General features: G+C 67.4%; 16 protein-coding genes and 1 pseudogene. 7 read left to right on the forward strand and 10 right to left on the reverse strand.

Annotated features, from left to right (window positions below):
- Positions 1-107: 107 nt before the first annotated feature.
- Positions 108-782, forward strand: a complete 675-nt coding sequence (locus tag QOI01_RS24300; RefSeq protein WP_526385505.1) for a potassium channel family protein — start codon at positions 108-110, stop codon at positions 780-782.
- A 7-nt stretch (positions 783-789) separates the two neighbouring features.
- Positions 790-1,449: a potassium channel family protein gene (locus tag QOI01_RS24305; protein ID WP_526385507.1), complete on the forward strand. Its 660-nt coding sequence runs from the start codon at positions 790-792 to the stop codon at positions 1,447-1,449.
- Positions 1,450-1,454: 5 nt separating this feature from the next.
- Here the strand turns inward: QOI01_RS24305 and QOI01_RS24310 are convergent, their stop codons facing one another.
- From QOI01_RS24310 to QOI01_RS24320, 3 genes are all read right to left on the reverse strand, one after another.
- Positions 1,455-2,900 (reverse strand): MFS transporter, encoded by a 1,446-nt coding sequence (locus QOI01_RS24310; protein ID WP_526385509.1) that lies wholly within the window; start codon positions 2,898-2,900, stop codon positions 1,455-1,457.
- A gap of 14 nt (positions 2,901-2,914) precedes the next feature.
- The gene (locus QOI01_RS24315; protein ID WP_526385534.1) at positions 2,915-3,523 is read right to left on the reverse strand and encodes a DUF3159 domain-containing protein; all 609 of its coding nucleotides are present in this window, start codon (positions 3,521-3,523) and stop codon (positions 2,915-2,917) included.
- 86 nt (positions 3,524-3,609) lie between these two features.
- Positions 3,610-3,981 carry an OB-fold nucleic acid binding domain-containing protein gene (locus tag QOI01_RS24320; RefSeq protein WP_526385511.1) on the reverse strand — a complete coding sequence of 124 codons (372 nt, stop codon included), beginning with the start codon at positions 3,979-3,981 and terminating at the stop codon, positions 3,610-3,612.
- A 172-nt stretch (positions 3,982-4,153) separates the two neighbouring features.
- Here QOI01_RS24320 and QOI01_RS24325 point away from each other — a divergent pair, with 172 nt between their 5' ends.
- Positions 4,154-4,852: an alpha/beta hydrolase gene (locus QOI01_RS24325; RefSeq protein WP_526385513.1), complete on the forward strand. Its 699-nt coding sequence runs from the start codon at positions 4,154-4,156 to the stop codon at positions 4,850-4,852.
- Between the two features lie 6 nt (positions 4,853-4,858).
- Here the strand turns inward: QOI01_RS24325 and QOI01_RS24330 are convergent, their stop codons facing one another.
- On the reverse strand, positions 4,859-5,650 hold the full coding sequence (locus QOI01_RS24330) for a DUF3710 domain-containing protein (RefSeq protein WP_526385515.1): 792 nt from the start codon (positions 5,648-5,650) through the stop codon (positions 4,859-4,861).
- Positions 5,650-6,114: a dUTP diphosphatase gene (gene dut, locus QOI01_RS24335; protein ID WP_526385517.1), complete on the reverse strand. Its 465-nt coding sequence runs from the start codon at positions 6,112-6,114 to the stop codon at positions 5,650-5,652. The genes QOI01_RS24330 and dut overlap by 1 nt, the downstream gene beginning before the upstream one ends.
- Before the next feature lie 25 nt (positions 6,115-6,139).
- Between dut and QOI01_RS24340 the strand changes: the two genes are divergently transcribed.
- Complete coding sequence (locus tag QOI01_RS24340) at positions 6,140-6,634, forward strand: DUF3093 family protein (RefSeq protein ID WP_526385519.1); 495 nt, start codon at positions 6,140-6,142, stop codon at positions 6,632-6,634.
- Between the two features lie 23 nt (positions 6,635-6,657).
- On the opposite strand, the gene QOI01_RS24345 is transcribed toward QOI01_RS24340, so the two are convergent.
- Positions 6,658-6,960 carry a DUF4193 family protein gene (locus QOI01_RS24345; RefSeq protein WP_526385521.1) on the reverse strand — a complete coding sequence of 101 codons (303 nt, stop codon included), beginning with the start codon at positions 6,958-6,960 and terminating at the stop codon, positions 6,658-6,660.
- A 171-nt stretch (positions 6,961-7,131) separates the two neighbouring features.
- On the opposite strand from QOI01_RS24345, the gene cei reads away from it, so the two are divergent.
- A complete protein-coding gene (gene cei, locus QOI01_RS24350) occupies positions 7,132-7,782 on the forward strand; it encodes an envelope integrity protein Cei (protein WP_526385523.1) in 651 nt (216 codons plus the stop codon).
- 5 nt (positions 7,783-7,787) lie between these two features.
- Here the strand turns inward: cei and QOI01_RS24355 are convergent, their stop codons facing one another.
- Positions 7,788-8,648 (reverse strand): inositol monophosphatase family protein, encoded by an 861-nt coding sequence (locus QOI01_RS24355; RefSeq protein WP_526385525.1) that lies wholly within the window; start codon positions 8,646-8,648, stop codon positions 7,788-7,790.
- A gap of 66 nt (positions 8,649-8,714) precedes the next feature.
- Here QOI01_RS24355 and ppgK point away from each other — a divergent pair, with 66 nt between their 5' ends.
- Positions 8,715-9,518, forward strand: a complete 804-nt coding sequence (ppgK, locus tag QOI01_RS24360; RefSeq protein ID WP_526385527.1) for a polyphosphate--glucose phosphotransferase — start codon at positions 8,715-8,717, stop codon at positions 9,516-9,518.
- 32 nt (positions 9,519-9,550) lie between these two features.
- Here the strand turns inward: ppgK and QOI01_RS24365 are convergent, their stop codons facing one another.
- Positions 9,551-12,307, reverse strand: coding sequence for a helix-turn-helix transcriptional regulator (locus QOI01_RS24365; RefSeq protein WP_526385529.1), 2,757 nt, complete (start codon positions 12,305-12,307; stop codon positions 9,551-9,553).
- A gap of 157 nt (positions 12,308-12,464) precedes the next feature.
- Positions 12,465-12,698, reverse strand: a complete 234-nt coding sequence (locus QOI01_RS24370; protein ID WP_526385531.1) for a hypothetical protein — start codon at positions 12,696-12,698, stop codon at positions 12,465-12,467.
- 23 nt (positions 12,699-12,721) lie between these two features.
- Here QOI01_RS24370 and QOI01_RS24375 point away from each other — a divergent pair, with 23 nt between their 5' ends.
- A complete protein-coding gene (locus QOI01_RS24375) occupies positions 12,722-14,203 on the forward strand; it encodes an RNA polymerase sigma factor (RefSeq protein ID WP_526385533.1) in 1,482 nt (493 codons plus the stop codon).
- 306 nt (positions 14,204-14,509) lie between these two features.
- Here the strand turns inward: QOI01_RS24375 and QOI01_RS24380 are convergent.
- A pseudogene (locus QOI01_RS24380) lies at positions 14,510-14,821 on the reverse strand (hypothetical protein); the annotation flags it as partial.

Below are 14,821 nucleotides of genomic sequence, written 5' to 3' on the forward strand. Positions count from 1 at the left end.
CTTGGACACGAGAGCCAAGAGTAAGCCCAGCGGCGAATGGCTGTAGCGTTCCGAGTGCGCGGGTTCGCCACAATCCGTTTCTGCCGAACCGCTGGGAGGATCGACGCGTGCGTGTAGTCGTGATGGGATGCGGCCGAGTAGGTGCGTCGCTGGCCGACGGCCTGGCCAGGATTGGCCACGAGGTGGCCGTAATCGACCGTGACGGCACCGCCTTTCACCGCCTCTCGCCCGAGTTCCCAGGTGAACGGGTCCTCGGCATGGGATTCGACCGCGACGTGCTGTTGCGGTCCGGTATCGAAGGGGCGGGCGCGTTCGCGGCGGTGTCATCGGGTGACAACTCCAACATCATCTCCGCGCGGGTGGCGCGTGAGACGTTCGGCGTCGAGCGCGTCGTGGCCCGGATCTACGACGCCAAACGCGCGGCGGTGTACGAGCGGTTGGGTATCCCGACGGTCGCGACCGTGCCATGGACCACGGACAGACTCCTCAACGTCCTCACTCGGGAGACGGAGACCACCAAGTGGCGTGATCCGTCGGGCAACGTCGGCGTGGCCGAGCTGTCCCTGCACGAAGGCTGGGTGGGCCAGCGCGTCACCGCGCTGGAGGCGGCGACCGGAGGCCGGGTCGCATTCATGATCCGATTCGGCACTGGCCTACTGCCCGACCCGAAGACCGTCATCCAGGCCAGTGATCAGGTCTACATGGCGGCCGTCTCCGGCCACATCGCCGAAGCGATGGCGATCTCCGCTCTGGCGCCGGGCGAAGACGCCGAGGACCAGTGAGGAATCCGTGAAGGTCGCCATCGCAGGGGCCGGCGCCGTCGGCCGGTCCATAGCCAGGGAACTCGTCGAGAACCACGACGTCACCCTGCTGGAGCGCAATCCCGAACACGTGGACACAGATGCCATCCCCGCTGCCCAGTGGCGTCTCGGGGACGCGTGCGAGCTGACCCTGTTGGAAGCGGTCGGGCTCGAGGAATTCGACGTCGTGATCGCTGCCACAGGCGACGACAAGGCCAACGTCGTGCTCAGCCTGCTGGCCAAAACCGAGTTCGCCGTGGGGCGCGTGGTGGCCCGGGTCAACGACCCACGCAACGAGTGGCTGTTCGACGAGGCCTGGGGCGTCGACGTCGCCGTGTCCACACCCCGGATGCTGGCCTCGCTGGTCGAGGAGGCGGTCTCCGTCGGTGACCTGGTGCGCCTGATGAGCTTTCGCAAGGGCCAAGCCAACCTCGTCGAGATCACGCTGCCCGACGACACGCCGTGGGGCGGTAAGGCGGTCAAGCGGCTGGAACTACCGCGCGATGCCGCCCTGGTCACGATCCTGCGCGGTGCCCGCGTGATCGTGCCAGAGGACGACGAGCCGTTGGAGGGCGGCGACGAACTCCTGTTCGTCGCCATCGACGAAGTGGAAGAGGAACTGCGCGAACAGCTGCTACGTCCTCGCTGACCGGATCAGTCCGAGGTGGCCAGCGCGGGCGGCGGTGTGGCGCGGTCGTGATACTGGGCCGACGCCGCTGGCGAGATGCGGCCGAAGTCGCACTGGCGGTTGCTGATCCCGACGGCCGAGACCACCCCCGCCGCTGCGAACAGCACGGCAACGGCGACAGCTCCCGACCGGAAACCCGCGAAATCGATTGCGGTGCCGACGATCACCCCGGCGAATGCCACCGCGATCAAGCCGGCGACGCGCGAGACGGCGTTGTTCACCGCGGAACCGATGCCACTCTGCGCCGGATCCACCGCGGCGAGCACCGCCGCCGTAAGCGGAGACACGGTGATGGACAGACCCACCCCGAACACGATCAGACCGGGCAACATCTGGGTCCAGAAGTCGAACGGCGCACGCGCCGTGGTCAGCAGCAGGAACCCGCCCGCCGCAATGATCGGACCGATGGCCATGTAGACGCGGGGCCCGTGCCTGCCGGCCAGCGTGCCGAAGGGCCGCGCGAGGAAGAACGACAGCACCGGAAGGGGCAGCGTCGCCAAACCCGCCTGTGACGCCGACAGGCCGACGGTCTCCTGGAGAAACAATGCCACGATGAGCGTGCCGAGAGACACGGCCGCGTACAGGAAGACCGTCGCGAGATTGCCGACGGCGAAGTTGCGTGCCGCGAAGAGTTGCAGCGGCATGATCGGGTTCGGCGTCCGCCGCTCCCACCACGGGAAGGCGGCCAGGCACGCCACTCCGATGACGAAACCGGTCACCACCGCGGGATGCGACGGGCCGAGCCGTTGCAGCTCGATGAGTGCGTACACCGCGGAGGTCAGGCCTGCGGCGCACAGCACCGCACCGACGACGTCGATGCGGGCCGACCGTCGGGCACCGGAGTTCTCCGCGACCCGTTCCCCTGCGCCAAGCCTCGTCGTCAGATAGAGGGTGACCGCCAGCGGCACCACGTTGATCCCGAAGACCCACCGCCAGCTCAGGGCATCCACGAGCAGTCCGCCCAGGGGTGGTCCCACGACGAACGCAGTACCCGTCCACGCCGTCCACGTCCCGATCGCGCCGGCTTGGCGCGCACCCGTGAACCGGGCGTTGATCATCGCCAGCGAACTCGGCACCAGGAAGGCCGCCCCGATGCCCTGTAGGCACCGTGCCGCGACGAGGATCCATCCGGTGGGTGCGAGCGCGCACAGCAGGGACGCGACGGCGAAGGCCACCAGGCCCATCCGCAGCACCACGAGCCTGCCGAACTGGTCGGAGACTGCCCCCGCGACGAGGATCAGCGCACCGAGCGCCAGCAGGTAACCGTCAACGACCCACTGCTGAAGTGCCAGTCCCCCACCGAATTCCGCGGCGATCGCAGGCAGCGCCAGGTTCACCACCGAGCCGTCGAGGAACGCCACGAATGAGGCCAGCACCGCGACCGCGATCAGGGTTCGGTCAGTCGCGTCCATTCGCTGTGTCGATGTCAGTCGGCGCGTGCCTCCGAGGCCTTCGCCTCTTCGTCCGCCGCGTGCAACGCGCGCTGGGCGGTTCGGATGGCAAGGTAGGTCACCAACGCGGCAACCGCCGTCAACGGCCATCCCATCGCAATCCGGGCGACACCGAGCATTCCCGTCTGGTCCTCGTCATAGAGACGGTTCTGGACGACGAATCGCGCGCCGAACACCAGAACCCAGGTGAAGGTGGCGATGTCGAAGGCGTACAGCGCCCGACGGACGCGTCGCCACCCACGATCCCCTCCATTGACCGACGTCCACACGTAGCCGACGATCGGCCTGCGGATGAGCACCGAGAGCGCGAAGACGGCGGCGTACAACAGAGACGACCAGATGCCGAGCAGGAAATAGCCCTTGGACGCACCGACGACGTAGGCGATGAGGGCACTGACGCCGACCCCGATGAATCCGGATACCGCAGGCTGCAACGTCTCTCGGCGGATCAAGCGCCACGCCAGGATGAGTAACGCGACCACGAGTGCCGCGCAGATCGCGGGCACCAGGCCGAAATACGTGGAGACGGGGACGAAGACCAGGACCGGTAGCGACGAGTAGATCAGGCCACTGATGCCACCCATCTGCTCGAGGATCGCCTGGCCGCCCAGCTTCTTGGCGGGCACGTCGACCGCCGCGACCTCATCCGCCACCCCGTTGTCGGGGTGGGTCACTTCTGAATCTCGTAGTGGGGGTTGTAGATCGCCTTGGTGCCGTTCTCCAGCTTGCCCAGCCGACCGTGCACCCGCAGGGTGCGTCCAGACTCGATGCCGGCGATGCGCCGTTGGCCGAGCCACACGAGCATCACCGCGTCGGTACCGTCGAACAGTTCAGCACGCACACCGCCCGCGCAGCCCTTGGCGTTGGTCTCGACACACCGTAAGGTGCCGACCATCGTGACCTCTTGTCCACGTCGACAGTCAATCGCCCTCTGCGCGCCGGTATTGGCGGCTTCGTCGCTGAGTTCGTCGACGTCCTGCTGCTCGGGGTCCTCCGTGAGCCGACGGGTCAGCCGCCGCAGATAACCTTCGGCCGTAGCCATGGCTTCTCCTACACCTGAGGTGAATCCACCATGGAATCACCTGTAACCAACGCCACCGTAGACCTGTTGATGACGATTTGCCACGTAGCACGCGCAAGGGTGTTTACCCTTCCGTGAAGGGTTTCACTCACCCTCGGCGAACGTGACTTGACGCACACGGCACGATCGACGGATGGCTGTCAATCTGCGCGGCGTCACCGTGGTCCTGCTTCCTGGCACGGGATCAGACGACGACTACGTCTATCGCGCCTTTTCATCCGCCCTGCACGACGTCGGCGCGGTCGTGGTGGCCTGCACACCCCAACCCTCCCACCTCATCGCCGGCTATCTCGACGAGCTGGACAACGCCGCGAGGCTTGGCCCGATCGCGGTCGGCGGGGTGTCCATCGGCGCCGCGGTCGCCACGTCGTGGGCTCTGGCCCACCGTGCCAGCGCCGTGGCGGTGCTGGCCGCCCTGCCTGCCTGGACCGGCGAACCCGAGTCGGCGGCGGCCGCGTTGACCGCCAGGTACTCGGCGCACGAACTGCGCCGCAACGGCCTAGCCTGTGCGATTGCGCAGATGCGGACGTCAAGCCCGCCATGGCTGGCCGAAGAACTCACCAGGTCATGGGTCGGCCAGTGGCCCGCCCTACCCGATGCCATGGAGGAGGCGGCGGCCTACGCGGCACCCACGTGCGAGGAGTTGGCGACGCTGGCCGTGCCGATGGGAGTCGCGGCGGCGACCGACGATCCGGTACACCCCGTCGAGGTTGCTCTCGAGTGGGTGGCCGCAGCGCCTCGCGCAGCGCTGCGGACGCTCACCCTCGACGAACTCGGCGCCGACCCCGCCATCCTCGGCGCAGCGTGCACGAGCGCGCTCCTGGAGCTCTGAACGGCTTCACCCACCCGTGATGGTGCGAAGCTGTTGCATCGCCGTGCCCTGCTCACTGCGCCGCGCCGCCGGCTGCGGGACCTCCGGGGGTGTTGGCGGCTCCTGACCAGCCTGCTGCGCTTGTTCGGTCATCATCTGCTCGGCGCGGGCACGGAGCCGGGTGACGAGGGCCTCGGACAGCTGCAGCGGAAGCATGTTGCGCACCGGCTGCGGGGAATCACCACGACGAACAACCGTGTCCGCCAAAGCATTTCGCAGGTCCCGCGCGATCGCGTCGGCCTTGTCGGGCGCACCGACCGCGGCCCCTCGGACCATCCACCGGTAACCGTCGACGCCAACGAACCTCATGACGACGGGTTCTGGCCCTCCTGTCATGAACCCGACGACCTCGCGTCCCCATGGACCGTCCTCGATGCTTACCTCCGCAGCCTCCTTGCGTAGCGACTCGGCGACTTCGGTGGCCACCTCGCGCCACAGGCTGCCCGCCTTCGGCGCCGCATAGGCCGTGACGTTGTAGCGGCCGTTCGTCGTCACCATCCACGCCATGGTCGGCACGCCCTGCTGGTTCACCTCGACGGCCAGCTCAGCCGCCTCGTTCTCGGGGATCAGTACCGCGCCGAGATCATGACGCCCCTGGAGGGCGACTTCCGGGTCGTCGAAGTCCTCGATGTCGAAGGGGCCCTCGACGTCGCCGTCGTCGTCGCGACTGCCCTCGAACGCGGGCGGCGCCACACCCTCCGACTCCGACACCTCGGGGTCGGTCGTGTCGTCGCTGCGCTTGCGCCTACCGAATGCCATCACAAACTCTCGTGTCCGCCGGAGGAACCGTGGCCACCGTCGCCACGGGAAGTGTCAGCCAGCCCGGCCTCGTCGAAGGACGTGACCTCGACCAACTCGGGTAGCTCGACCCGCTGAACCAGAAGCTGCGCAATCCGGTCACCGCGTCGGATGTTGATCGGCAGGTCGGGATCGAGATTGATCAGCGTGACCTTGATCTCGCCCCGATAGCCCGCATCGACGGTGCCGGGGCTGTTGACGATGGAGAGGCCAACGCGCGTGGCCAAACCCGATCGAGGATGCACCAGCCCGACCATGCCGTGGGGAATGGCCACCGCGATCCCAGTGGGAACCAGTGCGCGACGGCCAGGAGCGAGATCGATGTCGACCGCGCTGTAGAGGTCCACGCCGGCATCACCGTCGTGCGCCCGGGCGGGCAGGGGCAGCTCGGGGTCCAACCGGACGACCGCCAGAGAGGTGGACACGAGCAGGAAGATTACTCTTGGCCGCGTGTCCGACACGCGCGCAGCCACACAAACGGTGCGCTACCGAGAGCGACTACTCGCGCCATGGTGGTGGTGGCCCCCAGGCTTCGCGTTGGCTGCCCTGATCGCACTCGAGGTCAACCAGGGAGTCCAGTCGCTGCCGAACTGGCTGCCGTACGCCCTCCTGCTGCCCGTGGCGGCGGCCGTACTGATCTGGCTAGGCCGGATCGACGTGCGGGTTGTCAGCACCTCGACGGCAGACGACACCGAAACCGAAACCGAACTGTGGGTCGGGGCCGCGCATCTGCCCGCCAGCGTCATCTCCAGGTCGGCCGAAGTCCCCAGGTCGGCGAAGTCGGCCGCACTGGGTCGCCAACTGGACCCCGCGGCATACGTCGTGCACCGGGCCTGGGTCGCGGGCATGGTCCTCGTCGTCCTCGACGATCCGGAGGACCCCACGCCGTACTGGCTCGTGAGCTGCCGACGTCCTGACCGCGTCCTGGCCGCGCTGCGCACCTGACGCCCATCAGCCGGCGGTCTTGCTCAGGCCGCGCAGTCCGTGCAGATCATGACGCCACTTTTTTCGCTGGCCAGCCTGCTGCGGTGATGCACCAGGAAGCAGCTGGAGCAGGTGAACTCGTCGGCCTGCTTCGGCACCACCCTGACCGACAGCTCCTCGCCCGACAGGTCGGCTCCGGGAAGCTCGAAGGACTCTGCAGACTCGGACTCGTCTACGTCGACGACAGCTGATTGAGCTTCGTTGCGCCGTGCCTTCAGTTCCTCGAGCGAATCTTCGGAAACGTCGTCGGTTTCGGTGCGCCGTGGGGCGTCGTAGTCGGTAGCCATCCTCATCCCCTCCTTCTGGATCCGTCATGTAGCGACAGAGCTTTGTACCAGCGCAGAACGCATCCGCCAAATAATTCGTGCCCCGTTTGGTGCCGGATTGGTTGTGATTTATATCACACTGGAAGAGTCCAGGTAAGGACCGCCGGTGGGGCCTGCCCTTACAGTGCAGGGGTGGTAGCCCAGATCACCTCCGGCACGGCGTTCGACAAACACGGCCGACCGTTCCGCCGACGCAACATTCTCCCGGCCATCATCACTGTCGTAGCGCTTGCCGTCGTAACCCTGGTGGTCTGGGTGTTCGCGTTCAACCAGACCTCCGACGTGCAACAGGCCGCGGCATGCAATCCGCCCCCGGCCGCGGCCGATGCCACGCAGACGGCACTCGGTCAGCAGATGTCGTCGGCGACCATGACCGACGTCACCCCGGCCAAGCTCGCCGACACCAAAATCCGCGTACTCAACGCCAGCGGCCAGGGAGGCCAAGCAGCCGAGGTGGCAGGCGCGCTGCGAGACCTCGGGTACGCCCCGCCCACCGCAGGTAACGACACCGTCTACGAGAACACCAGGCTGGCATGCCAGGGCCAGATCCGCTTCGGGCCGGCGGGTAGGGCCGCTGCCGCCGCCCTTTGGCTCGTCGCGCCGTGCACCGAGCTGTACCAAGACCAACGCGGCGACGACACCGTAGACCTGGCCATCGGGACCGAGTTCACCGAGATCAGCCACAACGACGACATCGACGCAGTGCTCGCAAGCCTGAAACCCGACGCGACGCAGCCCGCCGATTCAGCGCTGCTGAAGAAGATCCACTCTGCAGCCTGCTGACCAGCTCACCGGGCGCCCGCCTGGTGCAGTGCGTCGTCGAACTCCGCGGCGATCCCTGGCGCCGCCGCGACGATGAGATGGCCTCCCTCGTCCACCGGCGGCAGCAGCATGACGGCGCCCGCCTCCTCGGCGATCAACGCACCCGCCGCCCAGTCCCACACGTTCACACCCAGCTCGTAGTACGCGTCCAGCCGGCCCGCCGCCACCATGCACAGATCCAGCGCGCAGGAGCCGACGCGACGCACGTCACGCACCTCGGGAAGCAGGCGAGTCAGCACCTCGGCCTGTAGCCGTCGCCGATCGGGCGAGTAGCCGAACCCCGTACCGACCAACGCCATCGAGAGCTCCTCGATCGGGTTGCAGCGCAACGAGATCGACACACCGTCCCGACGCAGGTGGGCGCCCTCGCGGAGAGCCGCCGAGAAGAGCTCCCCCGTCGGTACGTTCGCGACGGCACCGGCCACCGACCTACCGTCGACCTGTACCCCCACCGACACCGCGTAGGCCTCGATGCCGTAGACGAAGTTCACCGTCCCGTCGATCGGGTCGAGCACCCAGGTCGGCCTCCCGTGATGGCCGACGGCCGAACCGCCCTCCTCCTCGCCGACGATCGGATCGCCCGGCCGTAGCTCTGCGAGCCGGTCGCGGAGGAGCCGTTCGGTCTCGGTGTCGACCACGGTGACCGGGTCGGTCGGCGTGCTCTTGGAACGCACCGCCGAGGCGGCCCCCGTCTTCGGGGAACCCGCCCCGAATACCTCGGTTCGGCGGCGGCGAACGAAGCCGGCGGCTTCGTTGGCCAGTTGCTCGGCGACAGCCCGAAGGCTGCCCGGATCGCTGTCGTCGGTCACTGTGCCATCGCAACACATCGCGCTTGACGAGGCACTAGTGTGTGCGGTGCGTCGCACCTGCCGGTCTCTCCCAGAGGAGCGCTCATGACCGAAACTCCCACCACCATCGCGAGCAACGACGGATCCCAACACCGAGGATTCGGTGTCGACGTAGGTGGGAGCGGGGTGAAGGGCGGCATCGTCGACCTCGACACCGGCCAGCTCATCGGTGATCGCTTCAAACTCCCCACACCCCAACCGTCAACCCCTGACGCCGTCGCCAAGACCATCACCGCGGTGGTCCGCGAGTTCGGCTGGGAGGGCGGTCTTGGCGTCACCTATCCCGGCGTAGTCACCGAAGGCATCGTGCGCACCGCGGCCAACGTGGACAAGGGCTGGATCGGCACCAACGCACAGAAGGTCATCGGCGCGGAGCTCGGCGGTCAGCCCGTCACGGTGCTCAACGACGCCGACGCCGCCGGCCTGGCCGAGGAGAAGTTCGGCGCGGGCAAGGACAACACCGGCGTGATCGTGCTGCTGACGTTCGGCACTGGCATCGGCTCCGCGGTGATCCACAACGGCGTGCTACTCCCCAACACCGAGTTCGGCCACCTCGAAGTGGGCGGCAAGGAAGCCGAGCACCGTGCCGCGTCGTCGATCAAGGATCGCAAGGAGTGGAGCTACGAGCGTTGGACCGAGGAGGTCACCAAGGTGCTCGTCGTGGTCGAGAACGCCATCTGGCCGGACCTGTTCATCGCGGGCGGCGGCATCAGCCGCAAGGCCGACAAGTGGATTCCGTTGCTGAAGAACCGGACTCCCGTCGTGGCTGCCGCACTGCTGAACACCGCGGGAATCGTCGGCGCCGCCATGGCCGCCGAGATCGATGCCGCGCGTGGCGCGCCTAGCTGACGCTCGTGACGTGAAGGCGGCGCGTCCACGGGCTATTCCTCGCCCAGTTCCCCGGAGCGTCTGGCCAGTTTGGCGCGCGTCCGCACCCCGAGTTTCCGGTACACACTGCTGAGGTTGTGCTCGACGGTCTTGGGGCTGATGAACAGCGCCGACGCGATGTCCTTGTTGGTCATGCCGGATGCCGCCAGCCGTGCGACGCGCAACTCCGACGGAGTGAGGTCCGAGTCGTTGGCACGCGACGCGTCCGTCCGCTTGAGTTCAACGCCGACGCGGTCGGCCCAGAGCGGCGTACCCAGCTCCACGAACGTGCCGTGTGCCTCGCGCAGGGTCGTCGCCGCGAGGTTCTTGCGACGCAGGCGGCGCAAGACCTGACCGAGGAACAACTGCGTGCGGGCCCGTTCGAACGGCATTGGAATGCGGTCGTGTTGCACCATGGCTCGATGAAGCATCTCCTCAGCTGCGACGAGCTCGCCACCGGCCGCCAACAGCATGGCGCGACAGCGTGCCCCCACGGCCAACATCCACGGACGATCCAGCCGGGCGCCATTGCTTTCCAGCGCCTCGACCAGGGGGATCGCCTCGTCGAGCCGACCGACGGCGACCATGGCCTCGACGGCATCGACCATGTAGGAAGCCGGGAAGACGTCATGGCTCTTACTGCCATCACTGCGAACGAGCAACGGCTGCAACACATTCAGCGCCTGAGCGAAGTTCCCGAGGGATACTTCGAGGAAGCCGAGCGTCATGATTGGCCACACCGTCAGGAACTGCGCCCCACACTGACGCGCGCCGACGATGGCCGCGCGGGCGTCCTCGCGAACGGCGCGCTCACGGCCCAGATACGACGAGGCGACGGCGCGGTGGGTCATGGCAACGACCGTCGGGTAGCCGCCGCCGAGGTGTTCGCCACGTCGCAACATGTCGTCGGCGAGTTCGACGGCCACCGAGTACCGACCCAGCCAAACGTAGACCATCGATAGATGACAGGAGACGTACATCTGGTCCGCATCGGAGCCGATTTCGACGCAGCGCCGCCGTGCGGCGATCAATCCGGCGAGTGCCTCCTCGAGTCGCCCCGTCAAGCCCCTGGTGACGGCGTCGGTGATGCTGGCCCGGAAGGGCGCTCCGACGTCGGGGTCGGGGGCCTCGAGTTCCAGCGCGCGTGTCAGTGCCGACTCGTCACGAACGCCGCCGTGTGCACAGTCCAGCATCACGTGCAGGGCCAGGGCCTGGCTGATCAGCTTCGGCGCGCCGAGCCTCTCGGCATTCGCCACGGCCAGCTCCGCCTGCCGTCGGGCCGCCTCGTGCCGGCCGGTCATGGTCTTCGCCCTCGAGAGCGACAGCTGAGCTCTGACCAGTAGACCGAGGTCATCCCCTGCCTCATCGGCAGCCTCGGTGAGCGGAACCAGCGCGCCGGCGTAGTCGTGTTCGGCCAACCGGGTCGCGCCGAGCAGGGTGAGCGCAGTGGCGCGCAACGGACCTGGCTCGAAGTCAGTGGCTGCCGCTTCGAGCATCACTCCTGCTCGACGGGTGTCGCCGGACCGGAAGTGTTGTTCAGCGGCGCTCAACCTGCGGGCGGGCGTATCGCCGCCGAGACCAATGGCCAGTCCGTAGAGGTCTGCAGCGGCTGCGGCCGCGCCGCGCGCGACGGCAGCAGCTGCCGCGTCGTCGAGCGCGTGCAAGGTATCGGGCTCGGCGCTCGCAGCCCCTAGCGCCATGTGGCGGGCCTTGAGTTCGGGTTGCACCTCCACGACCGCCAGCGTCCTGTGCATCCGGCGCCGCCGGGCCGGGCCCGCCTGGGTGTAGATGCCACGTGCCAGAAGCGGATGCGCGAACGTCACGCGATTGCCGTCGATCTGCACGATGCCTTCGCGTTCCGGTCCTTCGAGCAGTTCCACGACGCGCTCCACCGACACCTTGGTGGCATTCGCCAGGAGATCGACCGTCGCGTCGGTGACCGAGCAGGCTGCGAGCAGCATGTCGCCGACCTCGCCGTCGAAGTGTCCGGTCCGCAGCCTCACCAGCTCGGCCAACGTGCTGGGCAGCACCGAGTCCGCGTTGGTCGATCGGCTATCGACCGCCCGGGCGAGTTCGAGGGCGTAGAAGGGGTTCCCGCCCGAGATCTCGGCGATCCGGACCATCGTCGGCCGCGGAAACGCCTTCCCGAACCGCTCGAAGATCATCGTGTGCAGGGCGCCAAGGCTCAGGGGGCGCACGCGGAGCCGGCTGACGGCATCCGGCGCTCTGAGTTGCAACCACGCCGCGGGATCGGGCTCGGAGGCGTGGGCCCGGCCGGTGAGCAGGATTCCCACGCGGCCGGTCAACCTACGCGACGCGAATGCGAGAACGGCCTGGCTGGACACATCCAGCCACTGAACATCGTCGATCGCGAGCAGAACGGGCTGCTCGGCGGCCAATGCCGAGACGATCGACGCCATCGCCGACGCGGTCACTCGCTGGTCGGTCGGGGGACCCTCACTGCCACCTCGCAACAGCACCCGGTCGACGGCCACCCGCTGGAGGTCGGGCAGAGCTTCGATGACCTCGGGTCCGACGTCCTCCAGCAGGTCTGCGACCGCCGCGTAGGACAGCACCGACTCTGCCTCGTCGGTACGCGTCGACAGCACCCGGAAGCCGCGGTCCCGCGCCTGCGCCACACCGGCGAGCCACAGAGTCGTCTTGCCGATGCCCGGTTCTCCCGCGATCACCAGGCCAGACGGTTGGACGTCAGCCGAGGACAGGAGGTCGTCGACCGCGTGCCGCTCCACCGAACGACTCACCGTTGCCACTGGCACCCTCCCATCATTACAGCTAGCAAATGCTTTCGCTGCCGCTAGGGCGATTTGGGCGTTGACCGGGTGGCGGAATCGACTGTCCTCACGGTAACCAAATGGTCCATTCCCGCGAAAGCGCCGAACGCGGCCATCCGATCTTGGCAATCGAGTGTCAGAATGAGCCATTCGTCGCGTGCCCTAACGCGACGAATGGACGGTCGATGCCTTCATGCGGTCGGCAGACACCCACCACCGGCCAACGGTGCTGCGCCCGGCCGGGCGCAAACGGCTCGCCGAGGAGGCGATTTTGCCGCTCGTAGGGGCAGTTCCTCACACTGTCGTTACAATGGTCGATGGCGGCCGCATCACGGATGGCGGCAGTATCCAGGTTGATATCAAACGCCATCAACAGACAGCCGACGTTTTCCGGTGGCGCACGCCCACGCTACCGAGTCTTGCAAGACCGAAGGGGTGCACGTGGCAGCGACGAAGGTAAGCCCGGAGATCGAAGAGCCGGTGAAGCGCACCGTCACCAAGGCTCCCGCGAAGAAGGCCGCAGGGTCCAAGGCCGCCAACGGGACTGCGCCCGCGAAGCGGGCCGCCAAGGCCCCCGCGAAGAAGGCCGCCGCGAAGGCGGCTACCAAGGTTGCAGCAGGCCGCGGCAAGGGCACCGACCCCGAGACCGGCGAGGAACTCACGACCGCCAAGGCCCTTGACGCAGGCGAAGACGCCGAAGCCGAGCCCGGTGACGACCTCGCCGCCGATGCAGACATCGAACTCGAGGACCTCGAAGTCGTCGAGGTAGAGGATGCCCCCGCCCAAGGCGCGGTCGCTGGCGAAGAGAAGGCCATCAAGGACGGCGCTGACGAGGCCGCTGGTGACGACGACATCAACGAGCCGTCCGAGAAGGACAAGGCCTCAGGCGATTTCGTGTGGGACGAGGAGGAGTCCGAGGCGCTGCGGCAGGCTCGCAAGGATGCCGAGCTGACCGCATCCGCGGACTCGGTGCGCGCGTACCTCAAGCAGATCGGCAAGGTCGCTCTGCTCAATGCCGAGGAAGAGGTCGAGCTCGCCAAGCGCATCGAGGCGGGCCTGTACGCCACGCAGAAGATGGCCGAATGGGTCGAGAACGGTGAGAAGCAGTCCACCGCCGTACGTCGCGACTTCCTGTGGATCTGCCGCGACGGCGACCGCGCGAAGAACCACCTTCTGGAGGCCAACCTGCGTCTGGTGGTGTCGCTGGCCAAGCGCTACACCGGTCGCGGCATGGCGTTCCTGGACCTGATCCAGGAGGGCAACCTCGGCCTGATTCGCGCCGTCGAGAAGTTCGACTACACCAAGGGTTACAAGTTCTCCACGTACGCGACGTGGTGGATCCGGCAGGCGATCACCCGCGCCATGGCCGACCAGGCCCGCACCATCCGCATCCCGGTGCACATGGTCGAAGTCATCAACAAGCTCGGCCGCATCCAGCGTGAGCTGCTTCAGGATCTGGGGCGCGAGCCGACCCCAGAAGAGCTCGCCAAGGAAATGGACATCACGCCGGAGAAGGTGCTGGAGATCCAGCAGTACGCGCGTGAGCCGATTTCGCTGGATCAGACCATCGGCGACGAGGGCGACAGCCAGCTCGGTGACTTCATCGAGGACTCCGAGGCCGTGGTGGCCGTGGATGCCGTGTCGTTCACCCTGCTCCAGGATCAACTGCAGTCGGTCCTCGAGACGCTCTCCGAGCGTGAGGCAGGCGTCGTGCGCCTGCGGTTCGGCCTGACCGACGGCCAGCCGCGCACGCTCGACGAGATTGGGCAGGTCTACGGCGTGACCCGAGAGCGCATCCGTCAGATCGAATCCAAGACGATGTCGAAGTTGCGTCACCCCAGCCGTTCTCAGGTCTTGCGCGACTACCTGGACTGAGCTGACGGCCGGCCGGCCGTCAGGAGGCTCATCGCCTTCTGACGGCGGTGGCGAGCCCTGTGCTGCCCTCCCCCGAACAGCCAGCAGGTGTTGCCTCAGCCACCACCTGGAGGGGAGCGCAAGCGCAACAATCTCGAAATCGACCCCGCTTACTCAAGGCATTGCCAAAAGCTCGGACGGTCAACGCGAATGTGGCCGATGCTACTGTTCTGACGCCTCGCTCGGGGCCGATCCACCGAGCTCGTCGCAGGTCGGGCCGTCGAAGCTAGCGTGACAATAACGCAAGGGGTGCGACCCGCCCCGCGTCTACCGGCGCGCGCGCACCTTGAAGGTCGCGGGCCACGACTCACGGGACTCGTCGCCCGTCAGGGGCACTCCCACGCTGCCGACGTTGACGTCGTACGCCTCCATCCCCGCACCGACCTCACATTCGACCTTCTCCCGCGCCAGGTAGTACAACTCGTCGATGGCCAGTTCGCGGAACGCGACGAAGGTGGTGCGGCGGACGGTGTCCGGGCTCGAGGCAGCGGCGACCATCCGCTCCGTCAGCAGGCGCGACGCAACTGCAGCGCCACCGAGCAGCAGGAACGGAACCACCCAATAGCAGACGAATGACAG

It is taken from the genome of Mycobacterium sp. (assembly GCF_032162605.1).
Lineage (GTDB): Bacteria > Actinomycetota > Actinomycetes > Mycobacteriales > Mycobacteriaceae > Mycobacterium.

What these genes read in the sequence shown, in the direction of transcription:
- QOI01_RS24310 (WP_526385509.1), bottom strand. Translation starts at nt 2,900, where the DNA reads ATGGACGCGACTGACCGAACCCTGATCGCGGTCGCGGTGCTGGCCTCA.
- QOI01_RS24315 (WP_526385534.1), bottom strand. Translation starts at nt 3,523, where the DNA reads ATGGGTGGCATCAGTGGCCTGATCTACTCGTCGCTACCGGTCCTGGTC.
- QOI01_RS24320 (WP_526385511.1), bottom strand. Translation starts at nt 3,981, where the DNA reads ATGGCTACGGCCGAAGGTTATCTGCGGCGGCTGACCCGTCGGCTCACG.
- QOI01_RS24325 (WP_526385513.1), top strand. Translation starts at nt 4,154, where the DNA reads ATGGCTGTCAATCTGCGCGGCGTCACCGTGGTCCTGCTTCCTGGCACG.
- QOI01_RS24330 (WP_526385515.1), bottom strand. Translation starts at nt 5,650, where the DNA reads ATGGCATTCGGTAGGCGCAAGCGCAGCGACGACACGACCGACCCCGAG.
- QOI01_RS24345 (WP_526385521.1), bottom strand. Translation starts at nt 6,960, where the DNA reads ATGGCTACCGACTACGACGCCCCACGGCGCACCGAAACCGACGACGTT.
- QOI01_RS24355 (WP_526385525.1), bottom strand. Translation starts at nt 8,648, where the DNA reads ATGTGTTGCGATGGCACAGTGACCGACGACAGCGATCCGGGCAGCCTT.
- ppgK (WP_526385527.1), top strand. Translation starts at nt 8,715, where the DNA reads ATGACCGAAACTCCCACCACCATCGCGAGCAACGACGGATCCCAACAC.
- QOI01_RS24370 (WP_526385531.1), bottom strand. Translation starts at nt 12,698, where the DNA reads ATGGCGTTTGATATCAACCTGGATACTGCCGCCATCCGTGATGCGGCC.